The sequence below is a fragment of the Natrarchaeobaculum aegyptiacum genome (assembly GCF_002156705.1).
In the GTDB taxonomy this organism is placed as follows: domain Archaea; phylum Halobacteriota; class Halobacteria; order Halobacteriales; family Natrialbaceae; genus Natrarchaeobaculum; species Natrarchaeobaculum aegyptiacum.
Genome location: NZ_CP019893.1, coordinates 2,010,625 through 2,025,978, shown reverse-complemented (window position 1 = coordinate 2,025,978; position 15,354 = coordinate 2,010,625). Strand labels below are relative to the sequence as shown.

At 67.1% G+C, this 15,354-nt stretch carries 16 protein-coding genes; 6 read left to right on the top strand and 10 right to left on the bottom strand.

The window, feature by feature from the left end:
• Nucleotides 1-34: 34 nt before the first annotated feature.
• From purD to B1756_RS09940, 4 genes are all read right to left on the bottom strand, one after another.
• Nucleotides 35-1,390 carry a phosphoribosylamine--glycine ligase gene (purD, locus tag B1756_RS09955; protein WP_086888397.1) on the bottom strand — a complete coding sequence of 452 codons (1,356 nt, stop codon included), beginning with the start codon at nucleotides 1,388-1,390 and terminating at the stop codon, nucleotides 35-37.
• 117 nt (nucleotides 1,391-1,507) lie between these two features.
• Nucleotides 1,508-2,041, bottom strand: a complete 534-nt coding sequence (locus B1756_RS09950; protein ID WP_086888396.1) for a DUF5815 family protein — start codon at nucleotides 2,039-2,041, stop codon at nucleotides 1,508-1,510.
• 85 nt (nucleotides 2,042-2,126) lie between these two features.
• Nucleotides 2,127-3,473: a hypothetical protein gene (locus B1756_RS09945; protein ID WP_086888395.1), complete on the bottom strand. Its 1,347-nt coding sequence runs from the start codon at nucleotides 3,471-3,473 to the stop codon at nucleotides 2,127-2,129.
• A 301-nt stretch (nucleotides 3,474-3,774) separates the two neighbouring features.
• The gene (locus B1756_RS09940) at nucleotides 3,775-4,032 is read right to left on the bottom strand and encodes a hypothetical protein (RefSeq protein ID WP_086890131.1); all 258 of its coding nucleotides are present in this window, start codon (nucleotides 4,030-4,032) and stop codon (nucleotides 3,775-3,777) included.
• A 113-nt stretch (nucleotides 4,033-4,145) separates the two neighbouring features.
• Here B1756_RS09940 and B1756_RS09935 point away from each other — a divergent pair, with 113 nt between their 5' ends.
• Entirely contained in the window at nucleotides 4,146-4,970 is an 825-nt protein-coding gene (locus tag B1756_RS09935; protein WP_086888394.1) for a glycerophosphodiester phosphodiesterase, read from the top strand.
• A 21-nt stretch (nucleotides 4,971-4,991) separates the two neighbouring features.
• Here the strand turns inward: B1756_RS09935 and B1756_RS09930 are convergent, their stop codons facing one another.
• The 5 genes from B1756_RS09930 to B1756_RS09910 form a co-directional block, all read right to left on the bottom strand.
• Nucleotides 4,992-5,675, bottom strand: a complete 684-nt coding sequence (locus tag B1756_RS09930) for a hypothetical protein (protein ID WP_086888393.1) — start codon at nucleotides 5,673-5,675, stop codon at nucleotides 4,992-4,994.
• 72 nt (nucleotides 5,676-5,747) lie between these two features.
• On the bottom strand, nucleotides 5,748-7,361 hold the full coding sequence (locus B1756_RS09925; protein ID WP_086888392.1) for an FAD-dependent oxidoreductase: 1,614 nt from the start codon (nucleotides 7,359-7,361) through the stop codon (nucleotides 5,748-5,750).
• 54 nt (nucleotides 7,362-7,415) lie between these two features.
• Nucleotides 7,416-8,792: a tubulin/FtsZ family protein gene (locus B1756_RS19875; RefSeq protein WP_228434315.1), complete on the bottom strand. Its 1,377-nt coding sequence runs from the start codon at nucleotides 8,790-8,792 to the stop codon at nucleotides 7,416-7,418.
• A gap of 24 nt (nucleotides 8,793-8,816) precedes the next feature.
• The gene (locus B1756_RS09915; RefSeq protein ID WP_086888391.1) at nucleotides 8,817-9,989 is read right to left on the bottom strand and encodes a tubulin/FtsZ family protein; all 1,173 of its coding nucleotides are present in this window, start codon (nucleotides 9,987-9,989) and stop codon (nucleotides 8,817-8,819) included.
• A gap of 133 nt (nucleotides 9,990-10,122) precedes the next feature.
• Nucleotides 10,123-10,998, bottom strand: coding sequence for a TIGR01548 family HAD-type hydrolase (locus B1756_RS09910; protein ID WP_086888390.1), 876 nt, complete (start codon nucleotides 10,996-10,998; stop codon nucleotides 10,123-10,125).
• Nucleotides 10,999-11,087: 89 nt separating this feature from the next.
• Here B1756_RS09910 and B1756_RS09905 point away from each other — a divergent pair, with 89 nt between their 5' ends.
• From B1756_RS09905 to B1756_RS09895, 3 genes are all read left to right on the top strand, one after another.
• Nucleotides 11,088-11,912, top strand: a complete 825-nt coding sequence (locus B1756_RS09905) for a helix-turn-helix transcriptional regulator (RefSeq protein WP_186336444.1) — start codon at nucleotides 11,088-11,090, stop codon at nucleotides 11,910-11,912.
• Nucleotides 11,913-12,160: 248 nt separating this feature from the next.
• A complete protein-coding gene (locus B1756_RS09900; RefSeq protein WP_086888389.1) occupies nucleotides 12,161-12,766 on the top strand; it encodes an OsmC family protein in 606 nt (201 codons plus the stop codon).
• Nucleotides 12,767-12,774: 8 nt separating this feature from the next.
• Complete coding sequence (locus B1756_RS09895; RefSeq protein ID WP_086888388.1) at nucleotides 12,775-13,548, top strand: methyltransferase domain-containing protein; 774 nt, start codon at nucleotides 12,775-12,777, stop codon at nucleotides 13,546-13,548.
• Between the two features lie 64 nt (nucleotides 13,549-13,612).
• On the opposite strand, the gene B1756_RS09890 is transcribed toward B1756_RS09895, so the two are convergent.
• Nucleotides 13,613-14,023 carry a UPF0146 family protein gene (locus tag B1756_RS09890; protein WP_267128185.1) on the bottom strand — a complete coding sequence of 137 codons (411 nt, stop codon included), beginning with the start codon at nucleotides 14,021-14,023 and terminating at the stop codon, nucleotides 13,613-13,615.
• A gap of 39 nt (nucleotides 14,024-14,062) precedes the next feature.
• On the opposite strand from B1756_RS09890, the gene B1756_RS09885 reads away from it, so the two are divergent.
• Both B1756_RS09885 and B1756_RS09880 read left to right on the top strand, forming a co-directional pair.
• On the top strand, nucleotides 14,063-14,584 hold the full coding sequence (locus B1756_RS09885; RefSeq protein WP_086888387.1) for an archaemetzincin family Zn-dependent metalloprotease: 522 nt from the start codon (nucleotides 14,063-14,065) through the stop codon (nucleotides 14,582-14,584).
• 71 nt (nucleotides 14,585-14,655) lie between these two features.
• Nucleotides 14,656-15,315, top strand: coding sequence for a class I SAM-dependent methyltransferase (locus tag B1756_RS09880; RefSeq protein WP_086888386.1), 660 nt, complete (start codon nucleotides 14,656-14,658; stop codon nucleotides 15,313-15,315).
• Nucleotides 15,316-15,354 lie beyond the last annotated feature (39 nt).

Sequence of the window (15,354 nt, the reverse complement as noted above, 5' to 3'; positions counted from 1 at the left end):
GCCTCGAGTCGACGTCGAACGGTACTCGGCGGCGTCAGTTCCCGCGGAGTTCCTCGACGTGGTCGATCCGCTGCTGGACGAGCTCCGGTTTGCCGATGTCGTGGCGCATGTGCAGTCCCTCGTCGCCGGCGACCGCCAGCGCGTCCTCGGCGATCTTTTCGGCTTCCGTGATCGAATCGGCGAGACCGACGACGGCGAACGATCGAGAGGTCGTCGTGTAGATGCCGTCGTCGCGCTCGTCGACGCTCGCGTAGTACAGCAGGGCGTCACCGGCACTCTCTCGCGGGTCACTTCCCTCCCCGCTCGAGTCCGCCGTGGCGCGGACCACCCGCGCTACGCTCTCCTCATCGACTTTGACCTTCGCACCTGCCTCCGGGTCCGTCGGATAGCCCTCCGGAACCGCGTACTTGCAGACGGTCGCCTGATCTGCGAACTCGAGGTCGGGCACCGGCTCACCGTCTCGAGCGGCGGTGAGTACGTCGAGGAAGTCCGTCTCGAGGACGGGCAGGGTGTTCATCGCCTCGGGGTCGCCGAAGCGGGCGTTGAACTCGATGACCTTCGGGCCCTCGGCGGTGAGCATGAACTGGCCGTACAGAATCCCCCGATAATCCTCGAGGGCGTCGACGGTCGCCTCGATGATCGAGACGGCCTCCTCGTAATCGTCTTCGGTCATGAACGGCAGTTCCCGGGTCGCGTCGGAGTAGCTGCCCATCCCGCCGGTGTTCGGTCCCTCGTCACCCTCGTAGGCGCGCTTGTGGTCCTGGACTGCGGGTGCGGTCTCGAGCGTGCCGTTAGCGACGAACGCCTGGACGGTGAACTCCTCGCCGATCAGTCGTTCCTCGAGGACGATCCGGTCGTACCCGGAGTCGCGGATGTACTCCTTGCCCTCCTCGGGGGTGACCTGATCGCCGATGACCTTCACGCCCTTGCCACCGGTGAGGCCGGCGGGCTTGATCGCGAGGTCGCCGTCGTACTCGTCGATGAACTCACAGGCGGCCTCGGCGTCGTCGAAGGTCTCGAAGTCCGGGCAGCCGGGGATGTCCTCCTCGGCCATGAACCGGCGCTGGAAGGCCTTGTCCGTCTCGATCCGGGCGTCGTCCTGCTTCGGGCCGAAAGCGTAGATGCCGGCTTCCTCGAGTGCGTCGGCGACACCGGCGTCGAGGGGTGCCTCGGGACCGACGACGCCGATCGTCGCCCCGACGTCCTCGGCGTAGGAAACGACGGCCTCGGGGTCTGTCGTCTCGAGCGTCTCGAAGCCCTCGGCGATGCGAGCGATGCCGGGGTTGCGGTTGCCCGCACAGGCGTAGCAGTCGGCGTCGCTGCCCTCGAGTGCGCGAGCGATGGCGTGTTCGCGGCCGCCACCGCCGATCAGGAGCACGGTTTCGGTCATGGTCGATAGCGGAACGCACGCCCCCGTAAGCGTTGCTCTTTGCCGGACGGTGGTTCTCGAGAAGCGATCTCGGAGGACGGGCCGCGAAAAACGGTAACGGTTCCAGAGTGCAGTCGATCAGCGCGCAACGTCCCGCTCGCTCTCGAAGTCCCGCTCGGCACGGTACTGCTCGACGAACGTCGGCACGTCGAACTCCTCGAGCTGGCGCTGGAACGAGTGTTTTGCGTCGGCGTCTTCGGCGTGACCGATCGCGTGGTCCATCAGCTCGAGGAGTCGGTCGACCACGCGCTCGTGGAACTCGCGGGCGTCGGGGTCGGTGACCCACAGGAGGGCGTAGCCCACCGCGCCGTCGTCGCTGGCGTCGTAGACCGCGACGTCATCTGGGTTGTCTTCCGCGACGATCGCCATCAGGTGCGGCGTCGAGAAGGTCTCGAACTCGTCGTCGGTCTCGATCACCTCCTCGAGGACGGCGACAAGCGACTCTGGGACGAACCGCGACAGCGGGTGCGGATCGAGGACGACGGCGTGACGCTCCCCGCAGTCACACTGGAGTTCGTAGGTCCCGAGGTCGATCTCGTGGGGATCGACCGTCTCGCCGCAGGGCACCTCGAGGCGGTCGTCGGGCGGGCCCGGAACGCGAGGCGTTGCCATCGGCCAGTCTTGGACTCGCGCGGACAAAAGGACGGCGACTCCGAGAACGACGATGTCGGAACACAGTCAGCCACCGAGCGGCCGATCAGGCCTCGACGAGTACCGTCACCTCGTCTTCGTCGTCACCGCAGTCGACTCGAATCGGGAACTGCTGATCGTGAGCGACCGGATACGTCTCGTAGGAGAGCGTCAGCCGGCGCGACTCGCCAGCCTCGAGCGAGACCGTTTGCGAGTCGACCGTCTCCGGATCGTGTCCGACGACGTAGTCGACCTCCCGCGTTACCGGACGGTTGCCACTGTTTTGCACCTCGGCGGTCACCGCGAGATCTGCGCCAGCGTCGACGGGGGCGTTCGTCGAGCGAATCGTGACCGAACACTCGCCGTCGGCCCCGGGATCGTCCGCTTCGAACAGCTGCCAGTCCGGTGCCACGGCGAGGGTGCCGTCGCTTGCGATCACCCACGGGAGGATCGAACACGTGTGACAGAAAGCGTCCGTCGAGAGCCGCGCCGTGTCGGTCGCCCCCTCGAGGTCCGTAATCTCGACGATCTGATCGGCCTGGGTGAGCCACCAGACGACGCGCTCGAGGTCGCCGTCCGGGTCCGTGGCCGTCAGTTCGACCTCGTAGGACTCGCCGCGGGCGAGCTCGAGTGCCTCGACGTCCGGCGAGCGATCGTCGATCGTCGGCTCGCGGTTGCCGGCGGGGTCGACGTCGACCGTCCAGGTGGCCACGTACGATTCGTCGGCACCGTCGTCTCCCGGACCACCGCCGTCGGGCAACACGGCGGCAGCGACCTCGTAGGTCCCCGGGTCGTCGAACTCGTACTGGAAGTAGTCAGCACCGACCTCGGCGAAGTAGGTCGCCTGCCAGGGGCCGCCGACGACCCCACCTTCTTGCTCGCCGTCGACCCACCAGATCGTCTGCTGGAAGTCGTCGGGATCGATGGCGAACGCCTCGAAGAACAGCGTCGTCCCGGGAGTGACCGTCGGGTCGGAGTCGGGCCGCGATTCGGGAAGCGGGGAGGCCCCACGGACGGAGACTGTCGCCACGTCATCGCCGTAGTCGGTTTCGACGCGGACGGGGAACGAGTCGTCGGTCGGGACCGGGTAGGTGTAAAATCCTTGCCTGACCGTCTCCGTCTCCCCCGCTGGCACCGTCAGCGTTCGCCGTCCGATCGATTCAGCGTCCACACCGACGAACAGTTCCAGGTCGGTTCGAACGTCCTCGTCACTTCGATTCCGTAACTCCGTCGTCACGCGGAGGTAGTCGCCGGCGGCCACCGGCGAGTCAGTCTCGGCGATCGACACCTCGAGCGGGCCCGTCTCGTCGGCGGTCGACTGGCCGCCGACGGTCCCGGTACCACCGATCGCGATGGCGAGAAAACTGGCCGCGGAGACGCCCTCGAGCAATCGACGACGCGTAGATCCGTCCATGTGGCGGCCTCCCGCCGACCGACTGATAAAGCAACCGGACGGTTGCAGGTGCAAGGTGTCGTTAGCTCCCGGCGCTCGAGGCCACCTCACCGGAAGGAGGGCCTGGAAACGTCGTAGGCAGCGATTACGGGCGTGTCGAGCGAACTGGTGGAGGCAGATGAAGACGAATCGAACCCTCGGTTGCAGAAGTCGGCGACTGAACCGGGGTGCAGTCGATGCGCCGGTTCAGGCGGCGATTACACGGCTCGAGAGCCCTCGAACGCGGAATGCAGGCACGAACGGCCGAGTTAGCATCGGTGGGCTACGGCGCGTCTTCGTCCTCCGGGTTCATCGCTGCGCCCAGTTCACCCTCGTAGGCCTCCCGTTCAGTGACCGCGCGGACGTGCTGGTCGAGCTGCGTCTCGAGTTCCTGTCGCGTTTGCTCGTCGACGTCGGGGTCGTTTCCCAGCGCCTGCAGGTCCTCGCGGAGCCCCCGGAGCACCGACACGGCCGCTTCCTCTTCGAGATCGGTCACCCGGTCGAGTCGCCGTTCGACGTCCTCGAGCGTGGGATCTGTCACGAACGGGTGTCGGTACTCGAGCGTTCTGAACGTCGTGCCGGGAGTCGCCGGCCTCTCACCGGGTCGTGCATCCGGGCAGTGCATCCATTAGCCCGCCGTCCGAGAGAGCCCGTATGGAACCAGCCGTCATCGCCCACCGGGGCTACGCCGGCGTCGTCCCCGAAAACACCGTCGCCGCCGCCTCGTTCGCGGCCGCCCAGCCCGAAACGACGGCGATCGAAATCGACGTCCAGCCAGCCGCTTGCGGGACGCCGGTCGTGATCCACGACGAGCGACTCGAGGGCACCGCAGATCGCGGCCGACCGCTCACCGACGGCGAGGGGCTGGTCTGGGAGACGCCGCTCGAGACCCTCCAGTCGGCGCACGTCCTCGGAACCGGGGAGACGGTGCCGACGCTCGCGGCCCTGCTCGAGGCGATCCCCGAGACGATGGGCGTCAACGTGGAACTCAAGAATCCGGGGGCGACCGACCTGCGCGCGGGCGAGTCCCTCCCCGACGACGAGCGGGCCGAACGCCAGGCCGTCTGGCAGCCGTTCGTCGATCGGGTCGTCACCGACTGCGATGACTTCGGCGGCGAGATCACCTTCTCGTCGTTCTGCGAGGGAGCGATCGCCGCTCTGCGCGAGGTCGCGCCCGGCTACGCCGCCGCACCGCTCGTCTGGGACGACTCCGAGGCCGGCCTCGAGATCGCCCGCCGGTACGACTGCGAGGCGATCCATCCGCCGAAGAACGCGATCGTCGGCAGCGGTCTCGAGGGGGTCGCGTACGGAGGGGGCGACGTCGGCGAGCCGGACGTCGACGTCGTCGAGACGGCCCACGAGGAAGGTCGGACGGTCAACGCGTGGACGGTCGAGACCTGGCTCGAGGCAGACCAGTTGCTCGAAGCGGGCGTCGACGGCGTCATCGCGGAGTATCCGGGCCTGCTCGAGTGTGACTGATCAGATCAGCCGTCCGAGACGCTACGAGGACCCGCGCTCGAGGTCCGGGAACGCCGGCCGTCGCTCGCCCACGGAGACCGGCCGAACGAACGCCAGAACGAGTACGACGGTCTGCCAGCCGGCCGCCAGCACGACCGTCACGACGGTGGCGAGGTCCGACGCTGTGACGGTCGTCACCGCGCCGCCGAGCCCGAACAGTGCGTCGGCCACGGCGACCGCCAGCAGCGGACAGCAGGCGAGCGCCGCCGCGACGAGGAACTGTGAGGACTCGAGATCCAGACGGTCGAGACCGTCGTAGAGGGCGAGCCAGCAGGCGATTGCGACGCAGCCGAGGAGAAACGGATTCACGAGCGCAGCCGGGAGTGCCCCCAGCGACGCGATCACGATGCCGACGGGAAGCACCGAGAGCGGAAGCGAGACGACGGCCAGCAGCGCGGCGGTTCCTCCACCAGTCGGATCGGCGCCCAGCCGGCGGTACCCCCCGCGCTCGAGCCAGATCGTGAGTGCCGCCGCGACCGCGAGGACGACCACCCAGCGCCACAGTTCGGGGACGGCAGCGTCGATCGTCGCGGTAACAGCCACGTCGAGCGTGCGCACGAGGTGGAGGCCAGTCCACGAGAGGAGGACGAACGTGCCGATCGCCGCGAGGATCTCGCCGATCGCAGCGCGGGCGATCGTCTGGAACCGCCTGACGGTTCTCGTCACTCGAGGTCACCGAGTTGTCAATACTTCGTCGAGTGTCGGTAAAATATTACCGATCGCAGTGTCCGAACGATCCTATCGTTCAGGTGGGTCCCGGTCCGAGAGGTCGTCGGTCGCGGGCCCCTCGAGGACGGCACCGTCGGGGGAAAACCGGGAGCCGTGACAGGGGCAGTCCCAGCTACACTCGGCGTCGTTCCACTCGACCAGACAGGCCATGTGCGAGCAGACGGCCGAGACGGCGTGAGTCTGGCCGTCTTCGTCCCGGGCGTAGGCGACGGGCGTCCCACCCTCGCGGACGACCTGTCCCTCGCCGGGGTCGAGCGGCGGTGGACTCGAGGAGACGAGCGCTCGCGCCCAGTCGGTGAGAAACTGGCTCGCGACGTCGGCGTTCTCGGTGATCGTCGATCCGAGTGCGGGTTTCGGGGTAAACCGGAGCGGCCTGAACAGGTCGGCCGCCGGGGGACGCTCGCCGGTACAGAGCCGCGCGAGCAGGCGACCGGCGGCGACGCCGTTGGTCATCCCCCAGCCGCGAAAGCCGGTCGCGACGTAGACGGTCGAGGTGCCGGGCCCGGCACGTCCCACGAGCGGCACCCGGTCGGCCGACACGTAGTCCTGGGTCGACCAGTGGTACGCGACGGAGTCGACGGAGAATCGCTCGCGGGCCCAGCGGAGCAGTCGCCGGTACCGCTGGGCGGTCGATCCACCCTGTCCCGTCTTGTGGTTCTCGCCGCCGACGAGCAGGAGGTCGCCATCGTCCCCCCGGTAACTCCGGACCGAGCGGTAGTTCTCGCCGGATCGGTAGTACATCCCCTCCGGATGCGGCCCCTCGAGTTCCAGACCGAGGACGTACGAGCGCTTCGGGTGCATCCGCGCGAAGTAGCCCGCCCGGTCGAGCAGCGGGAACCCCGTCGCGAGGACGACCTGTCGAGCGTGGACGACGCCGTCGCGGGTGTACACCCGGTTGGGCTGGCCGGGATCGAGGTCGGTGACCCGCGTTCGCTCGTAGATCGTCGCCTCCTCGTCGGCCCGCAGTTCGTCGGCGATCGCACACAGGTACCGGCGCGGGTGAAACCACGCCTGCTCGTCGAATCGCACCGCCGCCTCCGCCCGCTCGAACGGCGGTACCGACGTCACGTAGGTGGCCTCGAGCCCCGCCGCCTGGGCTGCCTTCGCCTCCCGCTCGAGCGGTCCCGGATCGTTCCCGTAGAGGTAGGAGGGGACCCGCTCGAAACCGGCGTCGATCCCGAGGTCCTCGATCCGTTGCTCGACCGTGTCGATCGCCCGCTCCTGAAGCTGGCCGTACCGACGGGCCGCCTGCGGGCCGAACTCCGACCGCAGGTGGTCGTAGATCTGTCCGTGCTGACTCGTCAGCTTCGCCGTCGACTTCCCCGTGACCCCCGTTGCCACCCGGTCGCGCTCGAGGACGACGACCGACTGCCCTCGCTCCCGGAGTTCGATCGCCGTCGAGAGCCCCGCGATGCCGGCACCGATCACGGCCACGTCGGCCGATTCGATCCCCTCGAGTTGTGGTTCCCCGGCGTCGGCGACCCGATCACTGTCGCCGTCGTCGGCCCCATCTCGCAGGTCCGTCTCGTGGAAGTCGTCTGCGTCGTCGCCCTCGAGCGTGCTCGCGAGCCAGGGCGACGTCGGGACACCGGGCAGGCCGGGGTCACAGGAGAAGTCAGGCATGACTCGCCAGCAGGCTACGGCGACCACGGGCAAAAAACGGGTGGGCCCCGGGAGTTACCAGATGAACTCGTTCTCTCCGGCGGCATCGTCCGCATTCGCGGTCGACTTCCTGCCGTCACGGTCCTCGAGGAGTTCGAGCGCCTCGAGTGCCCGCTCTTGTACGGCCTCGACCGGCGGGACCTCGGTGACGTTCGAGAGCAAGACGGTCGCGGTGAGTTCTGCGGCGTCTCGCGGTTCGTCGCCGGCCATCACGTCGACGGTGTCGGCTTCTCCCTCGAGCCAGTGGCGGGCGCTCTCGAATCCCTTCCGGGAGACAGACGACGGCGGCCCGGAGAGGACGATCAGCGTGCGATCGGCGCTGTCGACGGCGCACGGAACGGTGAGCCGGGACTCGACGGCCCGCTGGACGAGGTCCTTGACCCTCGCGGCGTCGGTCGGTCCAGAGTCCTCGGGCGAATCCGTGAGCCACCCCCGGAACGACGCGGGCAACCACGAGGGAACCGGCAGCCAGTCGGGTGCTCGCTGGCGCTGCTCGAGTTCGAGCGTCGCCTGCCCGATCGTCGAGACGCCGCCGGTCTCGAGCGTTCGCGCGACGTCGCTGGCGTCGATCCGGTTTTCGGCGATAGTCATCGACTCGAGTTCGCCCGCTCCGAGGATCGAGAGGAGGCGGTCGGCTGCGGCGCGATTGACCGTCTCGTAGGGGTGGGGCGGTGAGTCGTCCTCGGCGTCGGGGTCGTCGCTGGCGACGTCGCTCGAGGGCCCTCTCGAGTCGGCGTCGGCATCGGCGTCAGCGTCGACGGCTGGACTCGAGTCGTCGGTCGACTCGGCGTCTGCATCGACCGACTCCTCGTAGGAGAGCGTCCGGGACTCGAGATCCTCGAGCGGGCCGATTTCGGAGTCCCAGGCTTCGTTGTCGAAACAGACCACGTTGTCGGCGATGCGGACGAACGACTGGAGCGATCGCGCGGCGGTCAGCGCCCGGCCGGCGGGTTCGTCGGCCGACGGCAACACCGCCAGCGCGTACACCGGGTCGTCACAGACTTCCTGCAGTTCCTCGAGCAAGACGGCCCCTGCGCCGCCACCGGTCCCCCCGGCCAGCCCCGCGACGAGTACCGCGCCGTCGACGTCGGTGAACTCGAGGGCGTCGAACGCCCGGCGGAGTTCGTAGACGTCCTCGCGGGCCGCGGCGACGCCGAGGTCCGGATTGCCGCCGGTACCCGCGGGGCCGACGTCGGGGTGGACGTCGCCGAAGGTGACCCGACACTCCTCGGGAACGTGTTCGACGCCCCGGAACGCGTCGCCGGGTTCGGCAGTGTCGAAGACGATGGCGTTGCCCCTGCTGACGGTCCGGTCGGTCTCGGCCTCGCGAGCGAGCAGGCGGTCGACGATCCGGGTGCCGGCACCACCGACGCCGACGAACGCGAGTTTCATAGATCTCCTCGCATGACTCGGCGATCAGACGACGGGGTCCAGTTTGTCGTCGTCGTCGGTGATCAGGTCCTCGATCTCCTGTTCACGGACGGCCTCGAGTTCCTCGATCTTGTCCTGGGCGTCGACGGCCTGACTCTGGATCTCCTTGATCCGCGGCGTCTCGGTGACGTTCGAGAGGAGGACGACCGCCGCGAGTTCGTCGGCGTTCGGCCGGGGGTCGTCGCCTGCGAGGATGTCGACGGTGTCAGCCGCGTCTTCTAACCACTGGCGAGCGCTCTCGATCCCCTTGCGGGAGATGAGTTCCGACGGGCCGGAGAGGACGATCAGCGCCCGATCGGCACTCGAGATCTCACACGGGAGCGTGAGCCGGGAGTTGACCGCCCGACGAACGAGGCCCTTGATCTTCGCCGCGTCGGTCGCCTCGCCGGGATCGTCGCGTTCCTCGCGGAATCGGTCGAGTAAGCCCTCGCCGTCCTGTTCGATCCGCGTGGAAGCGTAGCCGATCGAGGAGACGCCGTCGGTGTCGAGCGTCCGCATGATGTCACTCGAGTCCATGGCGTTCTCGGCGACCTCGGTCTCGTCGATCTCGCCGGCGGCGAGCAGGGTGACGATTCGGACGGCGAGTTCGCGGTTCATCTCCTCGTAGCCCTCCTCGATCGTCTGGCCGCGGGAGCGCCAGGCGTCGTTGTCGAAGGCGATGAAGTTGTCCACCTTGGTGACGAACGACTGGAGCGAGCGGGCGGCGTTGAGCGCGGGCCGGCCGCCCTCGTACTCGCCGGGGAGGATGCCCAGTCCGTAGACCGGCTCGTCGTACATCTTCTGGAGTTCGTCGATGACGACCGGGCCGGCACCGCTGCCGGTGCCGCCGCCCAGCCCCGCGGCGACGAGGATGGCGTCGACCTCGTGGATCTCGACGTCGTCGAACGCGCGGCGGATCTCGTCGATGTCGTGTTTCGCGACCTCCGCGCCGACCTCGACGTCGCCGCCAACGCCGTGGCCCTTGGCCTTCTGGTGGGTGTCGCCGATCAGCACGCGGCGATCTTCGGGGACGTAATCTGGCTTGGCGAGGTCAGTGCGAGCAGAGTTGATAACGAGAACGTGACGGCAGAGGTTTCGACCGGTCTCCTGTTCGAACTCGAGCATCCGGTCGATGATCTTGCTCCCGGCGTTACCGACGCCGATTGTCGCGAGCTTCATACACTGGTAATTCAGTGCCTAGAATAACTCGCTTTTGTTTATATTCAAATTGATGATAGTATCGACGTGACGAGCAAGGGTACGGTCGCCCCAGAGGAGTGTCAGAAAGGAGACTGAATCCGGAACCGGTCGGTCAGCCCTCGAGCCAGCCCGGAACCTCGTTGACCGACTCGAGGACCGCGGCAGCGCCCTCAGCCTCGTACTTATCTCGACCGTCGTCACCGGTGAGGCCGCCCGTGAGAACGCCGATTCCCCCGTATTCGCGGCCCGGGTCTTCCTCGCTCGCGTTGACGGCCGTCCGCACGTCGTCGAGCGTGTCGCCGACGAACGCGACCGAGTCGGCGTCGAACCGCTCGGCGAGCGTCATCAGCGCGCGCGGGTGGGGCTTACCCTCCTCCCAGTCGTCCATCGTAAAGCGGTGTTCGAGCGGGATTTCGTCGTCCAGTCCCACGCGCTCGAGGGCGATCTCGGCCTCGGCTTCCGGACGCCCCGTCAGGATTCCGACGTCGTACTCGGCGAGCAGCGCATCCCGGGCGTCGGCCTCGAGCAGGACGGGTTCGTCGTGGATGAACCCGCGAGTCTCGCGGTCTGGTTCGCCGCCCTCGATGCCGCGGTAGAGGTCGGCCCCGAGGTACAGCTGCTGGAAGACGTCGCGCAGGCGCTCGCGGTCCCAGCGACCGTCGACGCGCTGGAACGCCTGCGCGCCGATCGCGTCCCGGACGACGGTCTCGGCAGCGTCGAGTCCGCCGCCGGACTCGGCGATGGAGTTGGTATACTCGTCGATCGAGGCGGCGTACCCCTCGCCGGCCGCGAGGACGTACAGCGCGGCCGCGTAGGTGAGTTCCCAGTCGTTGTTGAACCCGCCTGCGTCCTTGAACTGCTGGATGTCCTCCGTGCGGATCGTCCGGTCGTAGACGACCTCGACGGACTCGACGATCGCTCGGCGGTAGGAGTCGGCGACGTCGACGAGCACTCCGTCGACGTCTAACACGACGGCGTCTGCGTTCATACCACCACGAACGTGCCGGCGCGAATAAAGACGGTCGATTTTCGAACGGGTAGGCCAACCGTTTTCGCTCCCTGTCGTGTACTCCCACCATGGGTCCGAATAGCACAGCGTTCCGTACGCCCGATTCGCCGATTGGCGACATCGCCTATCTGGCCCGGTCCGAACACCGTGTTCCGGCTCTCCTCGCGCTGACCGAACGCCCACGCGGTCGCCCCGAACTCTGTGAGTTAACCGAAGTGTCATCGTCGACGATGCGACGAACGCTGGCCGAGTTCGAGGACCGACACTGGGTCCACAAAGAGGGCTACGAGTACGCGGCGACGCGACTGGGAGAGACGGTCGCCGCCGGAATGAGCGACCTGCTCGACCTCGTCGAAACCGAACAGATGGTGCGTGACAACTGGCACTGGCTGCCCGACGAGATACGCGAGGCTCCGGTCGAGACGTGGACCGGGCTCACGATCACGGTCGCGGAACCCGACGCTCCGTACCGGCCGGTCGACCGATTCAAGTCGTTGCTCGAGCAGACGTCCACGATACGGTTTCTCCGGCCGGAGGTTGCGTTGATGGATCCATCGTTCGACCACCTGTGCAGACGGATCGACGAGGGCGTCGACGTGACACTGATCGACCGACCGAACTGCCACGCGTACTTCGTCTCGACGTATCCCGAGCAGTGTTCGAAACTGCTCGAGCAGGAGAATTTCACCGTCCTAGAAGCCCAGGACCTTCCAGCGTACGGAACCGGGCTCCTCGACGAACGCGTCGTCGTCACCGCCTACGAAGAGGAAAGTGGAACGGTGCAGGCGATGGTCGATACCGACGATCCGACGATTCGCGAGTGGGCAAACACCGTCTACGATCGGTACGCGGCCACTGCCCGACCGTTCGACCCACCGCGCCCCCTCGAGTGACTCACTCGAGCGATCGGCTACTCGGTCGGACGTTCGGTGCCGACACCGGGTCGACCCCACACGCTGTCTGCAGGGAATCGGGCCACGCCGCCCCGACGGTGACCGGGAGCGTTCGCTGGCGGCAGGTGCGAAAACTGCAACCAGTGACTCGGTTGCAGCCGGTGAAACTCCACCAGAAACTGGATATTCGTCACGAAATAGCTAGAAGTCGTGGCAGTTCGTAGCACAGGTTGCAGGGGGCGAGACACATGACCGACGAAATGCACATCGCACACGGAATTGACCTCGAGACACTCGAGGGGTTCGCCGAACACGCGGCCGAAGAGCCAGCGGCAGTTCAACTCGGCCTCGGCGCGAGGGCGACCTACGAGGGGACAGCGGCCCACAGTCTGGCGAAGATCGACGACTACGACCTCGGTGGCGAGACGATCACCCGGGAAACCCGGGAGTACACCCTTCCCTACGGCGGCTGGAAGGAAGTGCTCGAGGCCGGCGGCTGGGTCGACCCGACCGACCGGCTGGAACCGGTCGAAGCGGCCCTCTCGGCACTCGCGGCCTGTATCAACGTCGGTATCACCATCAACGCCGCCGCGAACGACGTGACGATCGATCACCTCGAGACCAGCGTACAGGCAGACTTCGATCCGGCGGTCCTCTTCAGCCTCGCGGACCTCGGCGAGTCGGCTTCGGTCTTCGAGAACCTGACCGCCGACGTCCGGATCGAGGGGCCGGACCTCGAACCCGAACAGATCGACGAGTGGGCACGACGGGCACCAGTCTACACGCTCGTCTCGCTCGAACAGGACGTCGAAATGACCATCGACACGCCCGCCCAGGTGGCGGGTGACGACTGAGGAAACCGATGAGCGACACACTCGACACGGCGAAACTCGAGCGCGAGGTCACCTCGATGTATCGGGACGTCGCGACCGCAGGCGACGCCGAGTTCCACTTCGAGACGGGACGGGAACTCGCCGACAGGCTCGGCTACGACCCTGTCGACCTCGAGTACGTCCCGGACGCCGCGATCGACTCCTTCGCGGGCGTTGGGAACCCGTTCGACCTCGCTGCCCTCGAGGCGGGCGAGACGGTGCTCGACCTCGGGAGCGGGTCGGGCATGGACGCGTTCGTCGCGGCCATGCAGGTGACCGAGACCGGGACGGTCACTGGCGTCGACATGACGCCCGAACAGGTAGCGAAGTCCCGGACCCTCGCGGCAGAACACGGGTTCCACAACGTCGAGATTCGAGAGGGGTACATCGAGGACCTTCCGTTCGACGACGAATCGTTCGACGTCGTGATCTCGAACGGCGTCATCAACCTCTCTGCCGAGAAAGGCCGCGTCTTCGAGGAGGCGGTCCGGGTGCTTCGACCCGAGGGGCGACTCGCCATCGCGGACATCGTCAGCGAGGAACAACTGCCGGCCTCCATCAAGAGCGACGCGGACCTCTGGGCCGCGTGTATCGGCGGCGCTGAACACGTCGACCGCTACACAGACGTCGTCGAAGCGGCAGGCGTCGACGTGACCGCCGTCGTCGAAAACGACGACTACGAGTTTACCTCCGAGCGAGCGACGAACGCCTGTGAGACCTACGGCGTCAAGAGCTGCTCCGTGAGCGGCCGGAAACGCGACTGAGGGACCGACCTCGGCTCCCGTCGTATCCTGAGACGACGGTGGCGAAACCGCGAGGACGGACCCGTTACCCGCGGTCGGCGACGACGACGTACAGCGTCCCCTCGCGAATCGTCTTCCGCTCGACCGGTACCGCGGGCTGGTCGCCGCCAAGCGTCGTAAACAGGAAGTCCGCGCCGACCGCGCGGGCGACCTCGAGTGCAGGTCGGTGCAGTTCCGGCGGCAGGTTCCGGGCGTAGATCGCCTCACAGCCCTCGTAGACCGACCGGTCGGGGTCGACGATATCGTCGCGGACGAACGTCACGCCTTCGGGGACCTCCCGGCGATGAACATCGATCCCGGTCACCGAGACACCGTCGGCCGCGAGCGCCGCCGCGAGGTCGGTTCGTCGGCCGATGCCCACCTCGAGGACGCGGTCGTATCGATGGAGGTGGTCGAACAGGGTCGGCGGAGACGCAGGTTGACGAGAGTCGCACACGGCGGGACGTTTATGACGGCTCCCCCCTAAGCCTTCGCTATGCTCGTCGATATCGTGCCGGTCGGCAGCGTCTCCGCGGACGTCAAGCGGGCGGCCTCCGCGGCGCTGCGATCGGTTTACGACTGCGACGTCTCTATCACCGACTCGCAGTCCGTCCCGAACGGCGCGTACGACTCCGGCCGCAATCAGTACTCAGCAGAGCCCTTCATCCAGCTGGCAGAACGGGTCGGTCGGGGTGACAAGAACATCGCCATCACCCCACACGACCTCTTCTACCGCCGGCGAAACTACGTCTTCGGCCTCGCCTACCTGGACGGGAGCGGGAGCGTCGTCTCCACCTACCGACTCCAGACCTCATCTGACGGCGGCTTCTCTAACAAGAGCGCCGCAGAGATCTTCGAAAACCGGGTCCGCAAGGAGATCGTCCACGAAATCGGCCACACCTACGGACTCGAACACTGCGACAACAACCGCTGCGTGATGAACTTCTCGCCGACCGTTCGCGAAGTCGACATCAAAGAAGAGAACCTCTGTGGGAGCTGTCAGCGTCGCATCAGCTAACGTTCGATTCGGCGGGTTTCCCGAAACACTTAGTAACTGTACCGCTGCATTTTCCCCATCGACTGATCTCGATGCCACACGCTCCCTTCGACCAGCTGGCCGACGAATACGACGCGTGGTACGACGAGAACCGGGGAGCATTTCGTGCGGAACTGTTCGCGCTCGAGCACGCCATCCCCGACGCGTTCGATCCCGGCAGTGACCGGGCACTCGAGGTCGGCGTCGGCACCGGACGTTTTGCCGATGGGCTCGGGATTCCGGTGGGCGTCGACCCCGCCCGGAACTCGCTCGAACTGGCTCGTGAGCGGGGGATCGACCCGGTCCGGGGCGTCGCGGAATCACTCCCGATCACGACCGACGCGATCGACCTCGCCGTCGTCGTCACCGCCCTCGCGTTCGTCGACGACCTCGAGGCGACCCTCGAGGAGCTCCGTCGCGTGCTCACGCCCGACGGAGCGCTCGTCGTGGCCGTCCTCGACAGAGAGAGCCCGCTCGGAGCCAGCTACGAGGACCGCAAGGAAGCGAGTCCGTTCTACGCCGACGCTGATTTCCTGAGCGGCGAGGCGACGTGTGCAGCCCTCGAGTCGGCCGGCTTCACGATCGAGGTGCGCTTACAGACGATCTTCGACGACCCTGCCGACCTCGAGACCAACCCGGTCAAGAGCGCGGAGGTCCGCGAGGGCCACGGCGACGGACTGTTCGCCGTCGTCCGGGCGCGACCGGCCGAGTGAGACGGGCCGCTCGTGTCGGGGACGAGTTTACCTCACTCG

Excerpts from the sequence above, each read along its gene's own strand:
- purD (WP_086888397.1), bottom strand. The coding sequence starts at position 1,390 with ATGACCGAAACCGTGCTCCTGATCGGCGGTGGCGGCCGCGAACACGCC.
- B1756_RS09950 (WP_086888396.1), bottom strand. The coding sequence starts at position 2,041 with ATGGCAACGCCTCGCGTTCCGGGCCCGCCCGACGACCGCCTCGAGGTG.
- B1756_RS09945 (WP_086888395.1), bottom strand. The coding sequence starts at position 3,473 with ATGGACGGATCTACGCGTCGTCGATTGCTCGAGGGCGTCTCCGCGGCC.
- B1756_RS09935 (WP_086888394.1), top strand. The coding sequence starts at position 4,146 with ATGGAACCAGCCGTCATCGCCCACCGGGGCTACGCCGGCGTCGTCCCC.
- B1756_RS09925 (WP_086888392.1), bottom strand. The coding sequence starts at position 7,361 with ATGCCTGACTTCTCCTGTGACCCCGGCCTGCCCGGTGTCCCGACGTCG.
- B1756_RS19875 (WP_228434315.1), bottom strand. The coding sequence starts at position 8,792 with ATGAAACTCGCGTTCGTCGGCGTCGGTGGTGCCGGCACCCGGATCGTC.
- B1756_RS09915 (WP_086888391.1), bottom strand. The coding sequence starts at position 9,989 with ATGAAGCTCGCGACAATCGGCGTCGGTAACGCCGGGAGCAAGATCATC.
- B1756_RS09910 (WP_086888390.1), bottom strand. The coding sequence starts at position 10,998 with ATGAACGCAGACGCCGTCGTGTTAGACGTCGACGGAGTGCTCGTCGAC.
- B1756_RS09905 (WP_186336444.1), top strand. The coding sequence starts at position 11,088 with ATGGGTCCGAATAGCACAGCGTTCCGTACGCCCGATTCGCCGATTGGC.
- B1756_RS09900 (WP_086888389.1), top strand. The coding sequence starts at position 12,161 with ATGACCGACGAAATGCACATCGCACACGGAATTGACCTCGAGACACTC.
- B1756_RS09895 (WP_086888388.1), top strand. The coding sequence starts at position 12,775 with ATGAGCGACACACTCGACACGGCGAAACTCGAGCGCGAGGTCACCTCG.
- B1756_RS09885 (WP_086888387.1), top strand. The coding sequence starts at position 14,063 with ATGCTCGTCGATATCGTGCCGGTCGGCAGCGTCTCCGCGGACGTCAAG.
- B1756_RS09880 (WP_086888386.1), top strand. The coding sequence starts at position 14,656 with ATGCCACACGCTCCCTTCGACCAGCTGGCCGACGAATACGACGCGTGG.